Source organism: Bradyrhizobium sp. SZCCT0231, from assembly GCF_018130245.1.
Taxonomy (GTDB): domain Bacteria; phylum Pseudomonadota; class Alphaproteobacteria; order Rhizobiales; family Xanthobacteraceae; genus Bradyrhizobium; species Bradyrhizobium japonicum_F.
On the sequence record NZ_JAFCKP010000001.1, the window covers coordinates 261568 to 285446 of the forward strand.

A 23879-nucleotide genomic window follows, 5' to 3' on the forward strand; every position below is an offset into this window, starting at 1 on the left:
CCTCAACCTCCCTCTTTTATCGGCCCCACCGCCGTGACCCAGTAAGGTCTGGCCACGGCGTTGAGGTCCGTTCTTTTGACACCGCGCAGTTCGATCGAATGCTCGTCCGTGCCCGAGACGCGTCCGTATTGCTGGAACGCGAGCACGTGGAAGCGCTCCGGCGTGAACGGCAGCTCGATCTGCACGTTGACCTTTTCCGACGTGCCCGTCAGCTCCGGCGAAATCTTTCCCGGCGCTGCGATCGTCAGCCAGAGCTGAAACAGCGCCCATGCGGCAATCGCGCCGAGCACGATGCGGCCCTTGGGCGAGCGTAAGGCTTCGGAGGCGATGCTCATGCCGCCCGCACCATCTGCAGCACGCGCGCCGAGAGCTGCTTGAAGCGGTCGTCCTTGACGAGGTCGTCCCAGACGCGAGGCCGCGGCAGGTCGACCGCGATCTCGTCGAGCACGCGTCCCTTCGACAACACGACGACGCGGTTGGCGAGGAACACCGCTTCCGCCACGTCATGGGTGATGAAGATCACCGTCGGCTTGCGCTCCTGCCAGATGCGGGTCAGTTCCTCCTGGAGCGTCATGCGCGTCTGCGCGTCGACACTGGCGAACGGCTCGTCCATCAAGAGGACGTCGGGGTTGTTGGCGAGTGCGCGCACCACGCCGACGCGCTGCTGCATGCCGCCGGAGAGCTCGTTGGGATAGCGGTGCGCCGCGTGCGAGAGCCCGGCAAGCGCGAGATATTCGCGCGCGATGCGGTCGCGCTCGGCCTTCGGCACGCCGCGCATCTTCGGGCCGAACCCGACATTGTCGAGCACCGTCTTCCAGGGAAACAGCGCGAACGACTGGAACACGACGCCGCGCTCGGGGCCGGGCCCGTGCACCGGCTTGCCGTCGAGCAGGATGTCCCCCTTCGAATAGGGGATGAAGCCGGCGATCATGTTCAGGATCGTCGTCTTGCCGCAGCCGGAGGGACCGACCACCGAGATGAATTCGCCGGGCTCGACGTCGAGCGAGACGTCGTGCACGGCGGTGACATGCGCGCCCGCATAGGGGTCGAAATAGGTCTTGCCGAGATTGCGCAGCGAAAGCGTCTTCATGATGTCACCAATCCCCAACGCTGGCCGGTCGCACGCTCGAGCGGTGCGAGGATCCAGGCGTCCACGATGTACCAGAGCAATCCGAGAATGATCATGCCGAGCAGGATCTCGACGGTCGAGCCGGCGCGGCGGGCGTCGAACATCATGAATCCGATGCCGGAGGTGCCGACGATCATCTCGACTGCGATCAATGCGCGCCAGCCATAACCGAGTCCGTTGCGCAGGCCCGTGATGATGTTGGGCAGCGCGCCCGGCAGCGTCACCTCCCACAGCACGCGCGCGCGTGAAGCCCCGAGGCTCAGCGCGGCGCGCGAGAGGTCGCGCGGCACGGATTCGACGCCGAGCACGGTATTGAGCACGACCGGGAACAGCACGGTGTAGACGATGACGAAGGTCATCGTCGTCAATCCGAAGCCGAACCAGATCAACAGGATCGGTAGCCAGGCGATGTCGCCGATGGCCTGGAAGAACAGCAGCACCGGCCAGCAGATGCGGTGCGCCCAGCGGCTGGTGCCGATCAGGACGCCCAAGGGAATGCCGAGCGCCATGCCGACCGCGGCGCCGGTCGCGAGCCGGACCAGGCTGTCCTGGAGGTAATCGGGCAGGATGCCCTTGTAGGTGAGTGTGAAGAACGCGCGCACGACATCGGCCGGGCCCGGGAAGAACGCGCGCGGAAACAGCCCGGCTTCGCTGACTGCGGTCCACAGCGCCAGCACCGGGATGAAGGGAATGACGGCGGCGATCCCCGGCCAGCGCCGGGTCAGGCGGGTGTAGCCGGCCCAGATTTGCAGCATCGGATTCATGCGCGCCTCACCATGCCCCAGCGCTCGATGGTCGCGCGTTCCAGCGGGACCAGCAGCAGACGGTCGATCAGAAGCCAGAGCACGCCGATCACGATCATGCCGAACACGATCACCTCGGTGCGGTAGAAGTCGCGTGCGACGAACAGCATGTAGCCGAGCCCGACATTGGTCGCGATCATCTCGGCGGCGATCAGCCCGCGCCAGGCGAAGCCAAGGCCTGTCCGAATGCCGGTGACGATATTGGGCAGCGCGCCTGGCAGCAGCACTTCGGTCAGCAGCGCCCACCGGCCGGCGCCGAGCGAGGCGGCAGCGTTGCGCAGCGTGTGTGGAATGGTCCTGACGCCGAGCAGGGTGTTGTAGGCGACGACGAAAAACACGGCGTTGAAGATCACGAAGACGATCGCGCCAAAACCGTAGCCGAACCACAGTGTCGCGATCGGGATCCAGGCAATGCCGGCGAGCACCGAGAAGAAACGGAACAGCGGTGTGAGGAAGGCAGCGACGGTCGGGCTGACGCCCATGGCGATGCCGAGCGGCACGGCAGTTGCGATACCGATCAGCGTGCCCAGGCCGACACGCAAGAGACTTGCGCCGACATGGGCGAACAACGTGCCGTCGCGGATCGAGTCCAGCGCGGCCGCGCCGACCGCACCGACCGAGGGAAACACGCGCGGATTGACGTTGAACAACGGGACGACGATGGCCCAGACCGCGACCAGCGCAAGCAGCGGCGCGACGAACATCGCGGCTCCCACCAGCGAGTTGACGCTGCGGATCAGCCGCGACGACCGGCCCTTCAGACTGCCCGTCACCTGCATTTGACCTCCCTGGCGCTCAGCTATGCCTGTGCCGGCATTTCACGCTGATCATTCCCGACATCGTAGCCACGTTTCGCGCAATCGCCTATCTCCGCCGGTCGCGACCCTCGCGTTCCCGGGCGGAGCGAGGATTCGGGCCGAGCCGTTCATGTCACGGTCCATGGCGTTTTCTCTTGCTCTTGGTGCTCGACTTCCTGGTCACGCGGACGTCCGATTCGCCCGCTTTACGGGTCGCCGCGGCGCTGGCCGACTTCCGGCTCGAAAGCTTCAATCGGGTGTAGCCCAGCAGCCGTTCCATCGCGGCGCGGGCCTTCTCCGGGTTGCCGCTCTCGATGGCGCGCGCCGCCGCCGCGTGGTTCGGTAGATTATCCCTGAACCAGCCGCCGGGGCCGCCGACGGCGACAGTGAAGACGGTGCTCAGGATGGTATCGATCGCGCCGCGAAAGCCCTGGAGTACCGGATTGTGGGTCGCGTCCAGGATGGCAAGATGGAAAGCCTTGTCAGCTGCGAGGGCGCTGGCCTGGTCCTTGGCGGTCTGCATCGCAGCCAAGGCCGTGTCGATCCGCCAGCGGTCGTTCCTGGTCGCGCGTTCGGCGGCAAGAGCTGCGGCGGCAGGTTCGATGATCGAGCGCACCTCCTGGATCGCCAGCAAAAGGCCGCGATCCGGTTCGTCCTGGCCGACCAGCCAGCTCAGCACGTCGCGGTCGAGCAGGCTCCATTCGTGGCGCGGCAGCACGTGCGTGCCGTGGCGCGGCCGCACGCTGACGAGACCCTTTGCGGCAAGCGTCTTGATGGCCTCGCGCACCACGCCGCGCCCGACGCCGAAGCGGGTTTCGAGGTCAGGCTCCGGCGGCAGGGTCGTCCCGACGGGAATGAGATCCTGGGCGATCTCGCGGCCGAGCGTCGTCAGCACGGTGCGAATGCGGCCGGGCTTGACCGGCTTGTCGACGGGGCTCGGGCGCGCTCTTGCCACTTGTACGTTTCTCCCGTCCGACCTGTCGCGGCCGGTTCATTTGTCTTTGGCGGCCACGCCCCGGCCGCTGCACAATCATCCGATGTTTAACATCGGATGATTGGATGAGGGCAAGCGCAATTGTCGCAGGACCAGCTGTGCTGCGTTGCGATATGTGCTTGGGGGAGGGAGTGGATCAGGCCGCCTCGTCCAGCGTGCAGATCACGGTGCAGACCACGCCACGCGGCAGGAAGTCGACGGTTGCCTCGCCGCCGAGCTGGTCGCGCGCACTGCGCTCGATCAGGCGCGAGCCGAAGCCGCGTTGCACCGGCGCCGTGACCGGCGGCCCGCCGATCTCGGTCCAGATCAGCCGCAGCCGCGGCTTCGGCTCATCAGCGATGACCTCCCAGTCCAGCGTCACCCGGCCGGTCTCGTTGGAAAGCGCGCCGTATTTCGCGGCGTTGGTGGCGATCTCGTGCACGATCATCGACAGCACCACGGCGAGCCGCGGCGACAGTGGCACGGCCGGGCCGGCCATGCGGATGCGGTCGGAATTGCTCGGCAGGAACGGCTGGACCGCGCGGGCGATGACGTCCCGAAGCTCGGAGCCCGCCCATTTCTCCTGGCTCAGGAGATTATGTGCTTCGGCCAGCGCGCCGAGCCGGCCCTCGAACTTGGTCCGCTCGTCACGGCTGGCGCTGCGGAAGGTCTGCACCGCGATCGCCTGCATCAGCGCCAGCGTGTTCTTGACGCGATGGTTGAGCTCCTCGATCAGCAGATTGTGCAGCATCTCGCCGCGCGCGATCGCGGTCGCCATCCTGACTGCAAAGGTGAGGCCAACCAGCAGCAGGATGCCGCCGATCAGGCTCGTGATCGCGATGTTGCGCCAGAGCGGCGCGATCAGCGAGCTCTCGGTGACGCCGGCCACGACCGTCCAGCCGGTCAGCTGCGATCTGGTGAAGGCGGAGGACAGCGCGGCGCCGTCGAGCGAAACGGTCGAAAGCGCGGCCTCCGGCGTGCGGGACATCGCATCGTAGAGTGCGCCGGAAGCCTGCTTGCCGAACGTCTCGGCAGGGTTGGGTGTGCGCGCGAACACGCGAGCCTTGGTGTCCAGCAGCGACACCGTCCATTGATCATTTGGCCGCTGCTGCTCGACCAATTTCTGGAACATCGCGATCGGCGGACTGAAGGAGAGCGCATAGACGACGTCGCCATTGCGCAGCACGGGAACTTCCACGGTCACGATCAGCCGCTTCTTGGTCGAACCGACGAACAGGTCGGAATATTGCGGCGCCTTGCTTGCAAACACCCGCTCGACGATCTCGCGATTGTTGCGCGGCGGCAGATTCGCCGTTTCCGTCGTGACGGTCGAAAACAGCTGCTGGCCGGATCTGTCGGCCAGCAGAAGAACGCTGTCCCCGCCATATTGGCTGATGAATCCGACTGCCAGCCGGCGGAAGCCGTCGAAATCGCCGCTTTGCAGGGCTTCGCTGAGCGCGAGCACCTGCAAGCCACCGGTTACCCGCTGCACCTCGGAATCGAGCGCGATGCGCATGCTTCGCACCGTCTCCAGCACGCGGCGCGTCGCCTCGCTGCGATCCTGGCGATAGTTGGAATAGGCAAGGCCGACGGCAAAGACGATCAGCGGCAACATCGTTCCCGCGACGAGGAGAGCGAGCCGGACCGGCAGGGTGAGCTTTGGCAAACGCAGGCGTCCCGCTTCCGGCGCGGCGGCGCCGGATTATGATTTTGCGAGACCATACGGTCGGGAGTTGCGCTGCGCCACGATTTTCGCGACCGCGAGCAGTCCGGAGACGGGATGTTGCAGCTCGGTCCGGGATCGTTGCGCTTCAGCTGATGCCGATCCCGATCAAGTGCAGACGCGCCGCTTGGGTCACCGCCAAGCGGACCCTCCCGATCGGCGCTCGCGATGCGCGGGTCGGAAGCCACCTGCGGGTTGCCGCGGCCAGCTGGAGTGCAAGTTGCAGTGCAACAGGTCGTGCAGACGTAGTCCCGCGAAGAAGACTTCCGCGAGCGCACGCGAAATGACTTCCGTCCCGCTGAGGTTTTTCATACGCTTGCCTCTCGCATGCCGCATGGCGGCTGCGCTCACGGCCCGGCGACAGGGTTGGAGCATCAAAGGGAGGGGAGACGATGAAGCGAAGGTCATTTCTCGCTGGTATCGGTGCAACCACTGCGGCGGCCACGATCGGCATGCCGTCGATCCTCAGGGCGCAAGCCCCGATCACGTTGAACGGCGCCGTCCAGTTCAACGACGACCATGCCTTCAACCGGGCGCTGATCCGGTTCGAGGAGCTGGTGAAGAAGTACTACGGCAAGCCCGTCAACTTCACCCTGCACAAGAACTCCTCGCTCGGCCTCGAGAAGCAGTATTTCGAGTACATGTCGCAGGGCAAGGCGGTCGATTACGGCATCGTCTCGCCGGCTCACATGTCGACCTTCGCCAAGGCGGCCCCGTTCATCGATGCGCCCTTCGTGTTCAAGGGCATCGAGCACATGAACAAGGTCGTCGAAGCCAACATCCTGGCGCCGATCGCCGACGAGGTCGCGGCCAAGGCCGAGGTCGTTCTGATCGGTTATGCCGGCGGCGGCATCCGCAACATCTTCGCCAACAAGCCGCTCAAGAATCTCGCCGATCTCAAGGGCCTCAAGGTTCGCGTGCAGGGCGCGCCGATCTGGTCGAAGACCTTTGCGGCCGTCGGCATGAGCCCGACCGTGATCGCCTATAACGAAATCTACAACGCGATCCAGAACGGCGTGATATCGGCCGGCGAGAACGAGGCGGCCGGCGTCGAGGCCATGAAGTTCTACGAAGTGGCCCCGCATCTCAGCCTGACCCAGCACGCCGTGTCGATCCGGCCGATCTGCTTCTCGGTGAAGACGCTCAAGACCTTGCCGAAGGATTTGCAGGACGCGATCATGAAGGCCGGCAAGGAAGCCGGCGATTACGGCCGTCAGCTCGAGTCGAGCGAAGAGGTCGTCAAGCTCGACACGCTCGAGAAGACCGGCAAGCTCAAGCGCGTTCCTTTCGAGGAGCGGGACGCCATGAAGAAGCTCGCCGACCCCGCGATAGCCACCTACGCCAAGGAGATTGGCGCGGAACGCATTTTCGAGAAGATCAACGTCGTCTGAGGTCGCTCTGTCCGCCGACGATGGTCCGGGCAGGCCCCGCTTCCTGCCCGGACGTCGCGGATCAGCGCCGTACGGAGCTCCAATGTCCGACATGCACGTCCCGTCCACACCGTCGCTGTGGCGTCGCGTCACCGCGGCCTATGCGAAACTGCTGGAGTTCCTGCTGGCCGCCTGCGTCGGCATCCTGGTCATCCCCGTCACGTTGCAAATCGTCTCGCGCTACACGCCGTTCATTCCCTCCTACATCTGGACGGAGGAGATGGCGCGGTTCCTGTTCGTCTGGACGATCATGATCGGCGCCATGGTGGGCATCCGGGAGGCGCAGCATTTCGAGGTCGACGTGTGGCCCGACCTGTCGCGGCGGTCGGACGCCGCAGTGCGGATCATCGCGCGGCTCGGCGTGCTGGCACTGGCCCTCGTGTTTGTGTGGGCCGGGATCGAATTCACACGCTTCGCCTGGAACAGGACGTCGGAGCTGGCCGATCTGCCGCTCTGGCTGATCCACGTCGCCTGGCCGGTGGCCGGCGTGACGTGGATCGTGTTTGCGGGCGAACAGATCCTGGATGAAATGCGCATTCTGGTCGGGGCACAGCGATGAGCGGCACTGTACTTTCTGCCGGACAGGCCGCGATGGTGCTGTTTGGGGTCTTCATCGGCCTGCTGATCGTGCGCGTGCCGGTCGCTTTCGCGCTCGGCCTGGCCTGCGTGCCGATCCTTTTGATCGAGCCGCGTCTGTCGCTGATGACGCTCGCGCAGGAGACCTTCAATGCCTACAATTCATTCATCCTGCTCGCAGTGCCGTTCTTCCTCCTGACGGCCAACCTGATGAGCATCGGCGGCATCACCGACCGCCTGGTGGCACTGTCGCGCTCGATGGTCGGGCACTGGCCGGGCTCCCTGGCGCAGATCAACGTCGTGCTGTCGGTGTTCTTTGCCGGCATCTCCGGCTCGTCCACCGCCGATGCGGCGAGCCAGTCCAAGATCTTCATCGACGCGCAGAGCAAGGAGGGCTACGACCTTTCGTTCTCCATCGCCATCACCGCGGTGTCTGCGGTTCTGGCTGTCATCATCCCGCCGTCGATTCTGATGATCGTCTGGGGTGGGCTGATCTCGACCTCGATTGCGGCGATGTATCTGGCCGGCATCGTGCCGGGCCTGCTGATCGCGGGCGCGCAGATGGCGACGGTGCACATCTATGCGGTGCGCCGCGGCTATCCGACCTATCCGAAGGCGACCTGGGTCGAGATGCGATGCGCCATCTGGCGGTCGATACCGGCGCTGATGACGCCGTTCATCATCGTCGGCGGCATCCTGCTCGGCTGGTTCACCGCGACCGAGTCCGCCTGCGTCGCGGTGCTCTATTCCGTCGCGCTCTCGACATTCTTCTACCGCGAGACCGGTCTGCGCGAATTATACAAGGCCTTGCTCGACACCGGGCGTCTTGCCGGCGTGGCGCTGTTTTGTGTCGGCACCGCAAGCGCGTTTGGCTGGTTGCTCGCCTACTACAAGATCCCGCAGGAGCTGCTGGCCAATGTTTCGACATGGGGCATGGGCGCTGTTGCGGCCGGCTTCTTCATCTCCTTCTGCTTCCTGGTGGTGGGCTGCTTCCTCGACGCCATCCCGGCGATCATCATCGTCGGCACCGTGCTGGAGCCGCTCGCCAAGTCCGTCGATCTCCATCCGGTCCAGTTCGCGATCATTTCCATCGTATCGCTGGCCTTCGGATTGGTGACACCACCCTATGGCCTCTGTCTGATGATCGCCTGTTCGATCGCCGGCGTGCGGTTGCGCTATGCCCTGAAGGACACGGTGATCATGCTGATACCGATGCTGCTCGTGCTGGCAGCGGTCATCGTTTGGCCCAGCGTGTCGCTGTTCCTGCCGCGCCTGATCGTGCCGGAGATGCTCAAATGAGCGTCTGATAGGGGGACCCCGCGGCCGTCGGCCGTGGGATCGGTTCAATGGGTTACAGGTTGCTCTCGGTGATCGCGGCGTAGACCATGCTGCGCAGCTCGCGGCGGAGCGGATAGGCACTCGACGGCAGCACCTGGGTCATGAAGATGGTGATCAGCTCCTCGGCCGGATCGATCCAGAACGAGGTCGTGGCCGCGCCGCCCCAATTGTATTCGCCGGGGCTGCCGGCGATCAGCGTCTCGGCCGGGCGCATGGTGACGGCGAAGCCGAGGCCGAAGCCGATGCCGTTATAGGTCGCTTCCGAGAACAGCGAGCGCGACACCTCCGGCAACGCGCGGTCGCCTGGGATGTGGTTCGTCGTCATCAACGCCAGTGTCTTCGGCCCGATCAGCCTGACGCCGCCGAGCTCGCCACCGTTGAGCAGCGCGCGGCAGAAGGTGAGATAGTCGGCGACCGTCGAGCACAGGCCGCCGCCGCCGGAGATGAAGGAAGGCGGTGACAGGAACGAGCTCGTCGTCGGATCGTCCTGCAGCGTGATGCCCTCGCGGCGCTGGCCGGCATGGAAGGTCATGCCGCCGCCGGGGTCCGCCGAGTAGCAGGCCGCGAAGCGATGCGCCTTCGATGCCGGCACGTGGAAATCGGTGTCGGTCATGCCGAGCGGATCGAGGATGCGTGATTTAAGGAACTGCTCGAACGGCACGCCTGAGATCTTGCCGATGAGGTAACCGATCACGTCGGTCGCGACGGAATAATTCCAGGACTCGCCCGGCGAGAATTCCAGTGGGATTTTCGCCAGCCCCTCGATCATGGTCTGCAGCGTGCCTGACTTCTCGACCTCGCCGATCTTCTCGCTGCGATAGGCTGCATCGACGTTCGAGCGTTGCTGGAAGCCATACGTTAACCCGGACGTGTGGCGCAGCAGGTCGACGATCAGCATTGGCCGGGACGGCGGCCGCGTCAGGAAGGCCGGGTAGGTGCCGGCGACGAATACGCCGAGATCCTTCCATTCCGGAATGTATTTGGCCACGGGCTCATCGATCGCGACGAGCCCTTCCTCGACCAGCATCATGAAGGCGACGCTGGTGAGCGGCTTGGTCATGGAATAGATGCGGTAGATGGTGTCGTCCTTCACCGGCACCTTGCGCTCGACGTCGGCGAAGCCCTGCACCGAGCTGTGGGCGATCTTGCCGCGGCGATAGACCAGGAGCTGCGTGCCCGGGAAACGGCCAGCATCGATGTACCGGCGCTTGAGATGCGCATCGACGCGGTCGAGCGCGGCCTTGGACATGCCGACGGATTCGGGCGAGGCGGGGCTAGGGGCAAGCATCAGTTCCTCCGGGGCGTTTTGTCGGAAAGTTGATACCGAAATGGCGGCCCAATTCCAAGTCGGTTGCACTTAACGAGACCGCGCCGGCTGGTGTAGGCTCGACCTCGGAACGCCTCCAAGGAGCCCGCCTGGGCCAAACGAGAAGAACGCGAGGGCAAACGCACCATGACCCAGTTCAACGAGACCGAACTTACCGAAGCCGTCATCAAGAGCTTCGACCAGACCCCGAACCCGCGGGCAAAATTCCTGCTCCAGGAACTGGTGAAGTCGCTGCACGATTACGTGAGCAAGACCGATCTCACCTTCGAGGAATGGGAATACGCCATCGATTTCCTGACCCGGACGGGGCAGAAATGCACCGACACCCGCCAGGAGTTCATCCTCTTGTCCGACGTGCTCGGGGTCTCCATGCTGGTGGATGCCGTCAATCACCGCGACCGCGAGGGCGCCACGGAGACCACGGTGCTCGGCCCGTTCTATGTCGGCGAGCACAAGGTGACCGCGCACGGCACCGACATCTCGCCGAGCAATCAGACGGGCGAACGGATGTTCGTGCAGAGCCGCGTCACCGATCTCAAGGGCAAGCCGCTTGCGAACGTCCCCGTCGACGTCTGGCATGCCGACGACGACGGCTTCTACGACTCCCAAAAGCCGAACTATGACGAGGTCGGCGCCTCGGCACGGGCGCGCTTCATCACCGATAGTGACGGCCGCTTCTTCTTCCGCACCATCCTGCCGTGCAGTTACCCGATCCCGACCGACGGCCCGGTCGGCGAGATGATTGTGCAAACCAATCGCCACCCGATGCGCCCCGCGCACGTGCACTTCCTGGTCAATGCCAAAGGCTATGAGCCGCTGATCACCCACGTTTTCATGGACGGCGACAAATATCTCGACTCCGACGTGGTGTTCGGTGTGAAGGACGACCTGATCGCCAAGGTCGAGCCGCGCAACGAGCCGGCGATGCCGGACGGCACCAAGACGAGCGGGCGGTGGCACCTGATGAGCTACGAATTCCACCTGAAGCCGGGCGGCGGCATGGCGCCGAAGCCGCTGGGGACGAAGGCGGCAGAGCCGGCGTGATCCGGCCTTCCGGCTATCGCAGTCGGAGCACTGCGAGCAGCACGATGACCGTGCAGGCCAGGATCGCGGTGGTCAGCTTCCAGAACAGCAGCGGGTTGCGCTCCAGCAGAGGCGTGGTCCGCGTGGCGAGATAGGCCGGATTGGGATTTCTGAGTTCGAAGACGAATTCGGAGAGATCTTCGTGGCGCTTGTAGGGATCGGGATGCAGCGCCTTCCTGAGGGCGCCGTCGATCCAGCCCGGGATGCCGCGCTCGGCATCGATCGCGGGGCGATATCGCAATTTCCACGCGTCCGATCGTCCCCGGATCTTGGCAAGCTGGGTGCCGTAGGGCAGGTGCCCGGTGAGCATCTGGTAGCAGATGGCGGCCAGCGAGAACATGTCGGACCGGGGCGATCCGCCCTCGCCGAGGAAATACTCCGGTGCCGTATATTGAACGGTGCCGAGAATTTCCGCGTCGGCCGATCTCGGCGCCGCTTCGGCGACGCCCGCGACCCTGACCGATCCGAAGTCGATGATCTTCGCGGTGCCGGTCTTGTCGATCAGGACGTTGTCGGGCCTGAGGTCCTGATGCAGCATCTCCATCCGGTGGAAGGCGCGAAGCCCGGTGGCGATCTGCTCGACGATCCTGCGCACCGTCTCCAGATCGGGACGCGGGTTGTCGAGCATCCACTGCCGCAGCGTCTGCCCCTCGACGAACTCGGTCGCGACGTAAAGATAGTTGCGCCGCGTCGATCTCGACCGCGGCTTGAGCACGTATGGACTGTCGATCCGCCGCGCGATCCATTCCTCCATCAGGAAACGTTTCAGATAGGCCGGGTTGTCGCGCAGGTCGATCGACGGAATCTTGAGCGCGACCGTTTCCTCGGTCTCCGCATCGGTGGCGAGATAGATGTGGCTGCGGCTGCTGCCGTGGATCTCCCGGATGATCCGATAACCGTCAAACACGGCCCGCGGCTCCAACAGAGGCGGCAGCGGCAGCGTCGAGGTCCGGTCGAAGACGCCGGATTCCTCCGGCACCGCATCGATCCGCAGGATCTGCACGGTGATGTTGTCGTCGCTGCCGCGCCGGTAGGCCTCCTCGACGATCGCCTTCGCCGCGCCGTCGAGCTCGGCTGCATGCTCGTTGATTGCACTGGTGACGAAACGCGCATCGACGAACTCGTACGCACCGTCGGTCGCCAGCAGGAAGGTGTCGCCGGCCTGGACCTCGACGGTCTGGTAGTCGATCTCGAGCTGCGGATTGATGCCGAGCGCACGGCCGAGATAGGTCTGCTCCGACGACACGATGATGCGGTGATCGTCGGTCAGCTGCTCCAGCGTCTTGCCGGCGACGCGGTAGATGCGGCAGTCGCCGACGTGAAAGATGTGCGCGGTGGCCGCCTTGATGACCATGGCGCTGAGGGTGCAGACATAGCCCTTGTCACGGTCATAGGCATATTGGCTCTTGCGCGTCTGCGCATGCAGCCAGGAATTGGTCGCCTCCAGCACGCGGCGGGCGGAGGTCTTCACCGTCCAGGATTCCGACGTGCAGTAATAGTCCATCAGGAAGCTCTTGACCGCCGACTCGCTGGCGATCTGGCTCACCGTGCTGGAGGAGATGCCGTCGGCGAGGACGGCCGCGATGCCCTTCAGGCTGAGCAGCGGCTCCTCCGGAATGAGGACGCCGTGAAAGTCCTGGTTGACGGGCTTGCGACCCTTGTCGGAGTGCTGGCCGATCGAAATCAGGAGTCCGCGGGTCATCGTCGCCACCAAGGCAAAGAGAGCCTCACCCTACACGGGCGAGGCTCTCTTGTTGAGGTGCGTGTGATCAGGCCGCGATGCGGGGCTTCGCAGCCTTGTCGGCCTGGCGCTTCGGCAAGGTCATGACGTGCGTGGCGTAGAGGGTCATGCCGGTGAAGGCGAGGCCGCCGACGAGGTTGCCGAGCACGGTCGGGATCTCGTTCCAGATCAGATAGTCCATGATCGAGAACTTGGCGTGCAGCATCAGCCCCGACGGGAACAGGAACATGTTCACGACGGAATGCTCGAACACCATGTAGAAGAACACCAGGATCGGCATCCACATCGCGATGACCTTGCCGGGGACCGAGGTCGAGATCATGGCGCCGACGACACCGGTCGAGACCATCCAGTTGCAGAGCATGCCGCGCATGAACAGGGTCGCCATGCCGGCCGCGCCATGCGCGGCATAGCCCAGCGTACGGCCTTCGCCGATATTGCCGATGGCCGCGCCGACCTTGTCGGGCGCCTGGGTGAAGCCGAAGGTCGTGACGAAGGCCATCATGAAGGCCACGGTGAAGGCGCCTGCGAAGTTGCCGACGAAGACGAGGCCCCAGTTGCGCAGCACGCCACTGAGCGTGACGCCCGGGCGCTTGTCGATCAAGGCGAGCGGGGAGAGCACGAAGACGCCGGTGAGGAGATCGAAGCCCAAGAGATAGAGCATGACGAAGCCGACCGGGAACAGCAGTGCGCCGATCAGCGGCTGGCCGGTGCTCACGTTGATCGTGACGGCGAACCAGGCCGCCAGCGCCAGGATGGCGCCGGCCATATAGGCGCGGATGATGGTATCCCGGGTGGACATGAAGATCTTGGACTCGCCCGCATCCACCATCTTGGTGACGAATTCCGAAGGCGCGAGATACGACATCAATGGTTCCTTTTGCTTCGTAAGGGAGATCGACACGCTCCGGAGAGCGCGGCTGAACGTCATCGGCCGTGCGGGCTGGCCTGCCGCGCACGAGGGCTATGGAAAGTGTGGAAGCTTTGGGAATCGCGTCACGAGGACTTTAAAGCCGGGAGGGCCGCGAAGCAGTTGAGCTTCCGGGATGCAGCCGCCAGCGGCTGCAACAATGCGGCAAGCCGCAGTCGTCGTTGACGCCACAGGTAATGCAAGTTGCGTGCCGTCCGAGTGCACCAGAAAGATGTAGATATATCAATACGATGCGGCGCTGGCTGATCCGCTCATGATGCGGTCGGGGCCTCTTGTATAGGCGGCTGCACAAGATTTGTGCGCCGCACAAGGATTGAGCAGATCGCAAATTTCAAATGCGGAACTCTCCTGCGACGGTCCGGCGCGGCCTCTTTAAGGTGCTGATTATTCTATGCTTTTCTCCGGCGACGGGCTTGGCACGAAGCTTGAATGGTTCCAAGCCGACGCCATTGAAGCCGTCCCGCGAGACTTCTCATCCGATTTGCTGACGCCACCAGACGGGGGTCCTCCCCGTCGCGCGTTCGCATGCGCCAAGAACGGCGCCACGGACGGACGGGCTGCTCGCGCGCACAGCCGCAAAATCATTCAGCAACGACGCAAAGGACGACTCTGCCTATGACCAAACGCACCCGCCGGCCCTCGGAAACGACTGGTATCAGCCGCCGTCAATTGTTGAAGGCCACCGGCTCGACCGCTGCACTTCTTGCTGCCGCCAAGCTGAATTTCCCTGCCGGCGCCTTCGCACAGGACGCGGGCCCTGAGGTCAAGGGCGCCAAGCTCGGCTTCATCGCGCTTTCAGATGCCGGCCCGCTCTTCGTCGCCAAGGACAAGGGCCTGTTTGCCAAATACGGCATGCCCGACACCGACGTGCAGAAGCAGGCCTCGTGGGGCACCACGCGCGACAACCTCGTGCTCGGCTCCGAAGGCAATGGCATCGACGGCGCGCATATCCTCACCCCGATGCCGTATCTGATCTCGGCCGGCAAGGTGACGCAGAACAACCAGCCGACGCCGATGTACATCCTGGCGCGGCTCAATCTCGACAGCCAGTGCATCTCCGTCGCCAACGAATATGCCGACCTCAAGCTCGGCGTCGATGCATCGCCCTTCAAGGCGGCGCTGGAGAAGAAGAAGGCGTCAGGCAAGGCCGTGAAGGCCGCGATGACCTTCCCCGGCGGCACGCACGACCTCTGGATCCGCTATTGGCTCGCCGCCGGCGGCATCGATCCCGACAAGGACATCGAGACCATCGTGGTGCCGCCGCCGCAAATGGTGGCCAACATGAAGGTCGGGACCATGGACTGCTTCTGCGTCGGCGAGCCGTGGAATCTGCAGCTCATCCACCAGAAGATCGGCTACACCGCGGTCAACACCGGCGAGCTCTGGAATAAGCATCCCGAAAAATCCTTCGGCATGCGCGCCGCCTTCGTCGACAAATATCCCAAGGCCGCCAAGGCGCTGCTGATGGCGGTGATGGAAGCCCAGCAGTGGTCGGACAAGGCCGAGAACAAGGCCGAGCTCGCGGCCATCATGGGCAAGCGGCAGTGGATGAACTGCCCGGTCGAGGACGTCCTCGACCGCAGCGCCGGCAAGTTCGACTACGGCATCCCCGGCAAGGTGGTCGAGAACTCGCCGCACATCATGAAGTATTGGCGCGACCATGCCTCCTATCCGTTCAAGAGCCATGATCTCTGGTTCATGACCGAGGACATCCGCTGGGGCAAGTACGAGGCTGGTTTCGACAGCAAGGCGCTGATCGCCAAGGTCAACCGCGAGGACATGTGGCGCGACGCGGCCAAGACCCTCGGCGTCGCCGCTGCCGACATTCCGACCTCCACCTCGCGCGGCAAGGAGACCTTCTTCGACGGCAAGGTGTTCGATCCGGAAAATCCGGCGGCCTATCTGAAGTCGCTCGCGATCAAGCGCGTCGAAGTCTGATGGAGCCCCTGCGGCCGCCTTTGGGGCGGCCGCATCGTCCCAGCCAAGCCGGAGAGAGATTGCGATGAACATGCCTGCCACGAAGATTGAGGTTGAGACCGCGACGCCTGCCGCAGCCGCTGCGCCGGTCGTCGCGCTGACGCCGAAGCGGCCGCCGCGCGCCGAGACCTACGCGCGCATGGCAAGGGAGACCGCTGTTCGCGTGATCCCGCCGCTGGTCGTGATCGCGCTGCTGACGCTGGTGTGGGAGCTGGTCTGCCGCCGCGCCGGCTCGGCGCTGCCGCCGCCGTCGAAGGTGTTTGCGGACACCAAGGAACTGATCTTCGATCCGTTCTTCGATCATGGCGGCATCGACAAGGGCCTGTTCTGGCATCTGTCCGCCAGTCTCCAGCGCGTCGCCTTCGGCTATTCGCTCTCCGCCATCGCCGGCATCGCGCTCGGCGTGCTGGTCGGGCAGTCGGTCTGGGCGATGCGCGGGCTCGATCCGCTGTTCCAGGTGCTGCGCACCATTCCGCCGCTCGCCTGGCTGCCGCTCTCGCTCGCGGCGTTCCGCGACGGCCAGCCCTCGGCGATCTTCGTCATCTTCATCACCTCGATCTGGCCCATCATCATCAACACCGCGGTCGGCATCCGCAACATTCCGCAAGACTATCGCAACGTCGCGGCGGTGGTGCAGCTCAATCCGCTCGAGTTCTTCGCAAAGATCATGATCCCGGCGGCGGCGCCCTACATCTTCACCGGCCTTCGCATCGGTATCGGCCTGTCGTGGCTTGCGATCGTCGCGGCCGAAATGCTGATCGGCGGCGTCGGCATCGGCTTCTTCATCTGGGACGCCTGGAACTCCTCGCATATCAGCGAGATCATCCTGGCGCTGTTCTATGTCGGCATCGTCGGCTTCGTGCTGGACCGCCTGATCGCGGGCCTCGGCAAGTTCGTCACCCGCGGCACCGCGCAGAACTGAGGAGAGGGACACATGAGCGCCTATCTGAAGCTCGACCACATCGACAAGGTTTTCACCCGCGGCGCCGCCACCACGGAGGTGCTGAAGGACATCAACCTCACGATCGAAAAGGGCGAATACGTCTCGATCATCGGCCATTCCGGCTGCGGCAAGTCGACCCTGCTCAACATCATCGCAGGGCTGACCGGTGCCACCACCGGCGGCGTGCTGCTGGAAAACCGTGAGGTGAACTCGCCGGGGCCCGATCGCGCCGTGGTGTTCCAGAACCACAGCCTGCTGCCGTGGCTGACCGTCTACGAGAACGTCAGGCTCGGCGTCGACAAGGTCTTCGCCAGGACCAAGTCCCGCGCCGAGCGCGACGCCTGGGTGATGCACAATCTCAACCTGGTGCAGATGGCCCATGCCAGGGACAAGCGTCCGTCCGAAATCTCCGGCGGCATGAAGCAGCGCGTCGGCATCGCGCGGGCGCTGGCCATGGAGCCGAAGGTGCTGCTGCTGGACGAGCCGTTCGGCGCCCTGGATGCGCTGACCCGTGCCCACTTGCAGGACTCGGTGATGGCGCTGCACCAGAAGCTCGGCAACACCATTCTGATGATCACCCACGACGTCGACGAGGCCGTGCTCTTGTCCGACCGCATCGTGATGATGACGAACGGGCCGAGCGCGCGCATCGGCGAGGTGCTGGAGGTGCCGCTGGCGCGGCCCCGCAAGCGGCTCGAGCTCGCGACCAACACCACCTATCTGAAGTGCCGGCAGCGCGTGCTCGAATTCCTCTACGAGCGTCATCGCTTCGTTGAGGCCGCCTAAACGAAGGTTTATGCGAAAGATGCCCGCGCCCAAATAATCGACATCAAGCTCAATCCTTGTGCGTCGCACAAGGATTGAGCGAATCGCAAATCTAGCGTGCGGCAAAGCCCCTGCAAAGAATTCTGGCAATACGAATAACGTCCTGAAATCCCTGTATTTCCAGCATGCGCGCAACTGGCACGGAAATTGAAACGTCTTTGCGCGACGCCAACGACGACGTCCCTCAACATCATCAATCAGCATCGTGAACTCGCCACCGGGGGTGAAGCCTCGGAGCGCGCCTCCGTGGCCGGGGGCTGAGCCTGCAACGACGCAGCGGTGAGCTTAGAAGGGATATGAAATGACGAAGAGTCCCGCTTGGATTTCTGACTGGCGCCCCGAAGATAAGGCGTTCTGGAATGCGACTGGCAAGACGATCGCGCGGCGCAACCTGATCTGGTCGATCGTGGCCGAACATATCGGCTTCTCGGTCTGGCTGATCTGGAGCATCGTCACCACCAAGCTGCCGCAGGCCGGCTTCCACTACACCACCGACCAGCTGTTCCAGCTCGTCGCAGTGCCGGGCCTGATCGGCGCGCTGATGCGCTTTCCCTATACGTTTGCAGTGACGACGTTCGGCGGCCGCAACTGGACCATCTTCAGCGCGGCGATCCTGTTCATTCCGACCTTGTCGCTTGCCTATTTCGTGAGCCAGCCCGACACGCCGTTCTGGCTGATGCTGCTGATCGCCTCGACCGCCGGCCTCGGCGGCGGCAATTTCGCCTCCAGCATGACCAACATCTCCTTCTTCTTCCCCGACCGGATGAAGGGATGGGCGCTCGGCCTCAACGCCGCCGGGGGCAATATCGGTGTCTCCAGCGTGCAGCTCCTGACCCCGATCCTGATGACGCTCGCCGTCTTCAACCTGTTCCAGGCGGCGCCCGTCGACGGCATCTTCCTGCAGAATGCCGGCCTGATGTGGGTGCTGCCGATCGGAATCGCGGTGTTTGGCGCGGTGTTCTTCATGAACAACCTCACCACGGCGAAATCGTCGGTGAAGAACCAGCTCGCGATCGTCAAGCGCAAGCACACCTGGATCATGGCCTACCTCTATATCGGCACGTTCGGGTCGTTCATCGGCTACTCCGCGGCGTTCCCGCTGCTGCTCAAGACGCAGTTCCCCACCGTGACGATCTCGATCGCCTTCCTCGGCCCACTGGTCGGCTCGCTGTCGCGTCCGCTCGGCGGCTGGCTCGCAGACCGGGTCGGCGGCTCCATCATCACGTTCTGGAATTTCATCCTGATGGCGGGCGCCACGGTTGGCGTGCTCTACTTCGTCGGGCAGAAGGATTTCATCGGCTTCCTGTCGATGTTCCTGATCCTGTTCGTGACGACGGGTATCGGCAACGGCTCGACCTACCGCATGATCCCCTCGATTTTCCGCGAGGAGAACCTGTTCAAGGTGCGCGGCAAGGGCGATGTCGCGCGTACGGCTGCCCTGAAGACCGCGAGCATCGAGAGCGGCGCGGCGGTCGGCTTCATCGGCGCGATCGGTGCCGTCGGCGGCTACCTGATCCCGAGCGGTTTCGGCAAGTCCATCGCCATGACCGGCGGGCCGCAGCTCGCGCTCGCAATCTATCTCGCCTTCTACGGCTCCTGCCTCGCTCTGACCTGGTGGTTCTACCTGCGTCGCAGCCCGCAGGGTGAAGGCGCGCCAAGCCTCGCCGAAGCGCGTGTGTAGAGCATGATCCGGAAAAGTGTGAAGCGGTTTTCCGACAAGATCATGCTCAGAAGATAGACACTTGGCACGAATGTCGCTTCTCCCCGTACGCGGGGAGGAGTCTCTCTGATGACGTTTGATCCATGAACTTTTTCCGCAATGGCGCGGACGAAGGCAGACCGAAACAGACAGGAGAACATTATGACGCCCGAGCAGATTACCCTCATTCAGCAGAGCTTCGCCAAGGTCGCCCCGATTTCGGAAGCCGCCGCGGTGCTGTTCTACGACCGCCTGTTCGAGGTGGCGCCGTCCGTACGCGCGATGTTTCCCGAGGACATGACCGAGCAGCGCAAGAAGCTGATGGGCATGCTCGCCGCCGTGGTCGGCGGCCTGTCGAACCTGGAGTCGATTCTTCCCGCGGCCTCCGCGCTCGCCAAGCGTCACGTCGATTATGGCGCCAAGGCCGAGCACTACCCCGTGGTCGGCGCGACCTTGCTGTGGACCCTGGAGAAGGGTCTTGGCGAGGCCTGGACGCCCGAACTCGCTACGGCCTGGACCGACGCCTACGGCGTGCTGTCCGGCTACATGATGTCCGAGGCCTACGGCGCACAAGCGCAGGCCGCCGAATAGGAGATGCCTTGTGAGTGAACCGCTGGTCATCGTCGGTAACGGTATGGCGGCCGCGCGTCTGGTCGACGAGCTCGCCAAGACCGCGCTCGGCCGCTACGCGGTCGCCGTGATCGGCGAAGAGCCGCGGCTCGCTTACAACCGCGTGCTGCTCTCCTCCGTGCTGGCCGGCGAGACCGGCTCGCACGAGATCGAGCTTCGGCCGGCCGACTGGTGGCGCCATCGCGGCGTCACGGTGCGCTACGGCTACCGCGTCACCGAGATCGATGTCGGCCGCCGCGAGCTCAAGATCGCCGGCGAGGAGAGCATGGAATATTCCAAGCTCGTGCTCGCCACGGGATCGACGCCGCTGCGGCTCAACGTGCCGGGCGCCGATCTTGGGGGCGTGCACACCTTTCGCGACACCCGGGACGTCGATCTGCTGCTGACGCTGGCGGCTGCGAAGAAGCGCGTCGTCGTTGTCGGTGGCGGTCTGCTTGGGCTCGAAGCTGCCTACGGCCTCGCCAAGGCCGGTGCCCCGGTCACGCTGCTGCATCTGATGGACCGGCTGATGGAGCGCCAGCTCGACGGGCCTGCCGCCGATCTGCTCAAGACGCTGGTCGAGCGCAAGGGCATCCGCATCCTGCTCAACGCCAGCACGAAGTGCATCCATGGCGACGGTCATGTCGAGGCCGTGGAGCTCGCCGACGGCAGCCGCATCGAGGCCGATGCGGTGATCTTCGCCGCCGGCATCAGGCCGAACGTCGCGCTGGCGAAAGAGGCGGGGATTGCGGTCAATCGCGGCGTCGTCGTCAACGACGTGATGCAGACCGCTTCGTCCGACATTTTCGCGCTCGGCGAATGCGCCGAGCATCGCGGCACCTGCTATGGCCTGGTCGAGCCGGCCTATGAGCAGGCGCGCGTGCTGGCGCGGCATCTGGCCGGCCGCCCCGCCACCTATCAGGGCAGCGTGGTCTCGACCAATCTGAAGGTCTCCGGCGTCAGCGTGTTCTCCGCCGGCGACTTCATGGGCGGGGAGGGCAGCGAGAGCCTCGTGCTGTCAGACCGCAGGCGCGGCACCTACAAGAAGCTCGTGATCGCCGACGGCCGGCTCACCGGGGCCGTGCTGATCGGCGATACCGTCGATGCGCTCTGGTACCTCGAGCTGATCCGCAATCGCGACAAGGTCGCAGCGATCCGTACCGACATGATGTTCGGCCGCGCGCTGGCGCAGCCTTCGAAAGCGGCTTGATATGACGGCGATCGATCCAAACCTCCGCACCACCAAGACGACCTGCCCCTATTGCGGCGTCGGCTGCGGCGTGCTGGCGACGCCCGACGGCAAGGGTGGCGCAGCAATCGCGGGCGACCCTGACCACCCCGCCAATTTCGGCCGGCTGTGCTCCAAGGGCTCGGCGCTCGGCGAGACCGTCGGGCTCGAAAGCCGGCTGCTCTATCCGATGATCCGCTGCAAGGGCGTGCTGGAGCGTGTCGCCTGGAGCGATGCGCTCGATCACGTCGCCCATCGCATGCAGCACATCGTGGCGCGCGACGGCGCCGACGCGGTTGCGTTCTATCTCTCCGGCCAGCTCCTCACCGAGGATTATTACGTCGCCAACAAGCTGATGAAGGGGTTTGTCGGCACGGCGAACGTCGACACCAATTCGCGGCTCTGCATGTCGTCCTCGGTCGCCGGCCATCGCCGCGCCTTCGGCGCCGACACCGTGCCCGGCTGCTACGAGGATCTCGACCAGGCCGATCTGCTCGTCTTCGTCGGCTCGAACGCGGCCTGGTGCCATCCCGTGCTGTTCCAGCGCATGCTCAAGAACAGGCAGGATCGCGGCGCCCGCATGATCGTGATCGATCCGCGCCGCACCGACACCGCCAGCGACGTCGATCTGTTCCTCGGCCTCAAGCCCGGCACCGACACCGCGCTGTTCTCCGGCCTGTTCGTGCATCTCGCCGACAACGGCGCGCTGGACCAGGACTATATCGCGCAGAACACCAGCGGATACGACGACGCGCTGGCGCGCGCGCGCAACATCGCCGGCAGCGTCACTGCGACCGCGCTCGCCACGGGCCTGTCGGAGCAGGACGTCGCGACCTTCTTCAAGATGTTCCGCGACACCGAGAAGGTCGTCACGCTCTATTCGCAAGGGGTCAACCAGTCGGCGCAGGGCACCGACAAGGTCAACGCCATCCTGAACTGCCATCTTGCGACGGGGCGCATCGGCAAGCCGGGCGCCTCGCCGTTCTCGCTCACCGGCCAGCCCAACGCGATGGGCGGCCGCGAGGTCGGCGGCCTCGCCAATATGCTCGCCGCCCATATGGGTTTCACGCCGCCCGACATCGATCGTGTCAGGCGGTTCTGGAAGGCGCCGCGCATCGCCACCCATGAGGGGCTGAAGGCGGTGCAGCTGTTCGAGGCCATCAACCGCGGCGAGGTCAAGGCGCTCTGGGTGATGGGCACCAACCCCGCGGTGTCGCTGCCCGATGCCGACATGGTTCGCGATGCGCTGAAGAAGCTCGAGCTGTTCGTCGTCTCCGAGAACGTGCTCTCCAACGACACGGTCGAGGCCGGCCCCCATGTGCTGTTGCCGGCGCTGGCCTGGGGCGAGAAGTCGGGCACGGTGACCAATTCCGAGCGGCGCATCTCGCGTCAGCGCTCGTTCCTGCCGGCGCCCGGCGAGGCGCGCCCCGATTGGTGGATCCTGAGCGAGACCGCAAAGCGCCTCGGCTTCGGCGACAGTTTTAATTACAAATCGGCCGCGGATATTTTCCGCGAGCATGCCGCGCTCTCGGCCTTCGAGAACAATGGCAGCCGCGATTTCGACATCGGCGCGCTGACCTCGCTGTCGGACGACGGGTTCGACGCCTTGAAGCCGGTGCAGTGGCCGGCGCGCGAAGGCGGGATGCCTGGCGAACGCTTCTTCGCGCAAGGCGGCTTCTTCACCAATGACGGCAAGGGCCGCTTCGTCGCGCCGGAGGTGCCGACGCTGCGCGGCGAGACCGGTCCGTCGCGCCCCTTGCGGCTCAACACCGGGCGCATCCGCGACCAGTGGCACACCATGACGCGCACGGGTCTCAGCCAGCGGCTGGGCGCGCATCTGCCCGAGCCGTTCGTCGAGATCCATCCCGATGACGCCAGCAAATACGGCATCGCCCATGACGGCTATGCCCGCATCACCACCGATTACGGTCAGTGCATCTTGAAGGCCGTCGTCAGCGAGCGGCAGCAGCGCGGCACCCTGTTCGTGCCGATCCACTGGAGCGCGATGAACACCTCGCATGGCCGCGTCGGTGCGCTGGTGCAGTCCTTCACCGATCCGTTCTCGGGACAGCCGGAATCGAAAGCGACGCCGGCCGTGATCGCGCCTTACGAATTCGTCTTCCGCGGCTTTGCGCTGGCGCGCAAGCAGCTCGAGCTGCCGTCGAACCTGTTGTGGACCCGCGTCACGGTGGCCGGCGGCTTCGGCTACCTTTTCGCCGACAACGCGGACCTCGCCCGCTGGCCGGCCTGGCTCGAGAGCATCGCCGGCGAGGACGTTGCCGAGTACCGCGATTTCGGCGGCGGCGTTTTTCGCGCGGCTTCGTTTGTTGGGGATCGAATCGAAACCTGCCTGTTCGTCGGCCCCGCACATGATGCCGGCGATTGGGAGGTGGTGAAGAGCCTGTTCGTGGCCGACCACGTCACCGACGATCAGCGCCGCATGCTGCTGTCGGGCAAGTCCAGCGAAGGCGTGGCCTCGAGCGGCCCGATCGTCTGCGCCTGCTTCGGCGTCGGCCGCGGCACCATCTGCGACAGCATCGCAGCCGGCGCGCGCACCGCCGCCGAGATCGGCGCCAAGCTCAAGGCCGGCACCAATTGCGGCTCCTGCATCCCCGAGCTGAAGCGATTGATTGCGACGACGGAAGTGGCGCCAGTGAAACAGGCGAAAGTCGCTGCGGGGTAGAGGCGACGTTCCTGGGCGTCGCCGCATACTTGGCTGTCATCGCCCGGCTTGACCGGGCGATCCA

The 23879-nt window shown here is 64.7% G+C and carries 20 protein-coding genes; 11 read left to right on the forward strand and 9 right to left on the reverse strand.

Annotated elements, in window-relative coordinates; all coding sequences use genetic code 11:
* Nucleotides 1-2: 2 nt before the first annotated feature.
* The 6 genes from JQ566_RS01245 to JQ566_RS01270 all read right to left on the reverse strand — a co-directional run bounded on the left by JQ566_RS01245 (nt 3) and on the right by JQ566_RS01270 (nt 5317).
* The gene (locus tag JQ566_RS01245; RefSeq protein WP_212368502.1) at nt 3-335 is read right to left on the reverse strand and encodes a hypothetical protein; all 333 of its coding nucleotides are present in this window, start codon (nt 333-335) and stop codon (nt 3-5) included.
* Nucleotides 332-1090, reverse strand: a complete 759-nt coding sequence (locus JQ566_RS01250) for an ABC transporter ATP-binding protein (RefSeq protein ID WP_028177800.1) — start codon at nt 1088-1090, stop codon at nt 332-334. Before JQ566_RS01250 ends, JQ566_RS01245 begins: the two co-directional genes overlap by 4 nt.
* Nucleotides 1087-1893, reverse strand: coding sequence for an ABC transporter permease (locus JQ566_RS01255; RefSeq protein ID WP_212368505.1), 807 nt, complete (start codon nt 1891-1893; stop codon nt 1087-1089). Before JQ566_RS01255 ends, JQ566_RS01250 begins: the two co-directional genes overlap by 4 nt.
* Entirely contained in the window at nt 1890-2711 is an 822-nt protein-coding gene (locus JQ566_RS01260; RefSeq protein WP_249139154.1) for an ABC transporter permease, read from the reverse strand. Before JQ566_RS01260 ends, JQ566_RS01255 begins: the two co-directional genes overlap by 4 nt.
* Nucleotides 2712-2862: 151 nt before the next feature.
* Nucleotides 2863-3684: a FadR/GntR family transcriptional regulator gene (locus JQ566_RS01265; protein ID WP_212368508.1), complete on the reverse strand. Its 822-nt coding sequence runs from the start codon at nt 3682-3684 to the stop codon at nt 2863-2865.
* Nucleotides 3685-3859: 175 nt separating this feature from the next.
* On the reverse strand, nt 3860-5317 hold the full coding sequence (locus JQ566_RS01270) for a sensor histidine kinase (protein ID WP_212371438.1): 1458 nt from the start codon (nt 5315-5317) through the stop codon (nt 3860-3862).
* A 500-nt stretch (nt 5318-5817) separates the two neighbouring features.
* Here JQ566_RS01270 and JQ566_RS01275 point away from each other — a divergent pair, with 500 nt between their 5' ends.
* The 3 genes from JQ566_RS01275 to JQ566_RS01285 all read left to right on the forward strand — a co-directional run bounded on the left by JQ566_RS01275 (nt 5818) and on the right by JQ566_RS01285 (nt 8730).
* Nucleotides 5818-6816: a TRAP transporter substrate-binding protein gene (locus tag JQ566_RS01275; RefSeq protein ID WP_212368520.1), complete on the forward strand. Its 999-nt coding sequence runs from the start codon at nt 5818-5820 to the stop codon at nt 6814-6816.
* Nucleotides 6817-6898: 82 nt separating this feature from the next.
* On the forward strand, nt 6899-7414 hold the full coding sequence (locus JQ566_RS01280; RefSeq protein ID WP_212368523.1) for a TRAP transporter small permease: 516 nt from the start codon (nt 6899-6901) through the stop codon (nt 7412-7414).
* The gene (locus JQ566_RS01285) at nt 7411-8730 is read left to right on the forward strand and encodes a TRAP transporter large permease (RefSeq protein ID WP_212368526.1); all 1320 of its coding nucleotides are present in this window, start codon (nt 7411-7413) and stop codon (nt 8728-8730) included. The genes JQ566_RS01280 and JQ566_RS01285 overlap by 4 nt, the downstream gene beginning before the upstream one ends.
* 52 nt (nt 8731-8782) lie before the next feature.
* On the opposite strand, the gene JQ566_RS01290 is transcribed toward JQ566_RS01285, so the two are convergent.
* A complete protein-coding gene (locus tag JQ566_RS01290; RefSeq protein ID WP_212368529.1) occupies nt 8783-10057 on the reverse strand; it encodes a serine hydrolase domain-containing protein in 1275 nt (424 codons plus the stop codon).
* Between the two features lie 165 nt (nt 10058-10222).
* Here JQ566_RS01290 and JQ566_RS01295 point away from each other — a divergent pair, with 165 nt between their 5' ends.
* A complete protein-coding gene (locus JQ566_RS01295) occupies nt 10223-11140 on the forward strand; it encodes an intradiol ring-cleavage dioxygenase (RefSeq protein WP_212368531.1) in 918 nt (305 codons plus the stop codon).
* Nucleotides 11141-11153: 13 nt separating this feature from the next.
* Here the strand turns inward: JQ566_RS01295 and JQ566_RS01300 are convergent, their stop codons facing one another.
* The gene (locus JQ566_RS01300; RefSeq protein ID WP_212368548.1) at nt 11154-12881 is read right to left on the reverse strand and encodes a bifunctional protein-serine/threonine kinase/phosphatase; all 1728 of its coding nucleotides are present in this window, start codon (nt 12879-12881) and stop codon (nt 11154-11156) included.
* 67 nt (nt 12882-12948) lie between these two features.
* On the reverse strand, nt 12949-13788 hold the full coding sequence (locus JQ566_RS01305; protein ID WP_212368551.1) for a formate/nitrite transporter family protein: 840 nt from the start codon (nt 13786-13788) through the stop codon (nt 12949-12951).
* 678 nt (nt 13789-14466) lie between these two features.
* On the opposite strand from JQ566_RS01305, the gene JQ566_RS01310 reads away from it, so the two are divergent.
* The 7 genes from JQ566_RS01310 (at nt 14467) to JQ566_RS01340 (ending at nt 23815) form a co-directional block, all read left to right on the forward strand.
* Entirely contained in the window at nt 14467-15789 is a 1323-nt protein-coding gene (locus JQ566_RS01310) for a CmpA/NrtA family ABC transporter substrate-binding protein (protein WP_212368554.1), read from the forward strand.
* Between the two features lie 64 nt (nt 15790-15853).
* The gene (gene ntrB, locus JQ566_RS01315; protein ID WP_212368557.1) at nt 15854-16750 is read left to right on the forward strand and encodes a nitrate ABC transporter permease; all 897 of its coding nucleotides are present in this window, start codon (nt 15854-15856) and stop codon (nt 16748-16750) included.
* 12 nt (nt 16751-16762) lie between these two features.
* Complete coding sequence (locus tag JQ566_RS01320; RefSeq protein WP_212368560.1) at nt 16763-17557, forward strand: ABC transporter ATP-binding protein; 795 nt, start codon at nt 16763-16765, stop codon at nt 17555-17557.
* Nucleotides 17558-17897: 340 nt separating this feature from the next.
* Entirely contained in the window at nt 17898-19277 is a 1380-nt protein-coding gene (locus tag JQ566_RS01325) for an MFS transporter (RefSeq protein ID WP_212368563.1), read from the forward strand.
* A gap of 180 nt (nt 19278-19457) precedes the next feature.
* Nucleotides 19458-19886 carry a globin family protein gene (locus JQ566_RS01330; protein WP_212368566.1) on the forward strand — a complete coding sequence of 143 codons (429 nt, stop codon included), beginning with the start codon at nt 19458-19460 and terminating at the stop codon, nt 19884-19886.
* Nucleotides 19887-19896: 10 nt separating this feature from the next.
* Nucleotides 19897-21114 (forward strand): NAD(P)/FAD-dependent oxidoreductase, encoded by a 1218-nt coding sequence (locus tag JQ566_RS01335; RefSeq protein ID WP_212368569.1) that lies wholly within the window; start codon nt 19897-19899, stop codon nt 21112-21114.
* A 1-nt stretch (nt 21115) separates the two neighbouring features.
* Nucleotides 21116-23815 carry a nitrate reductase gene (locus JQ566_RS01340; RefSeq protein ID WP_212368572.1) on the forward strand — a complete coding sequence of 900 codons (2700 nt, stop codon included), beginning with the start codon at nt 21116-21118 and terminating at the stop codon, nt 23813-23815.
* Nucleotides 23816-23879 lie beyond the last annotated feature (64 nt).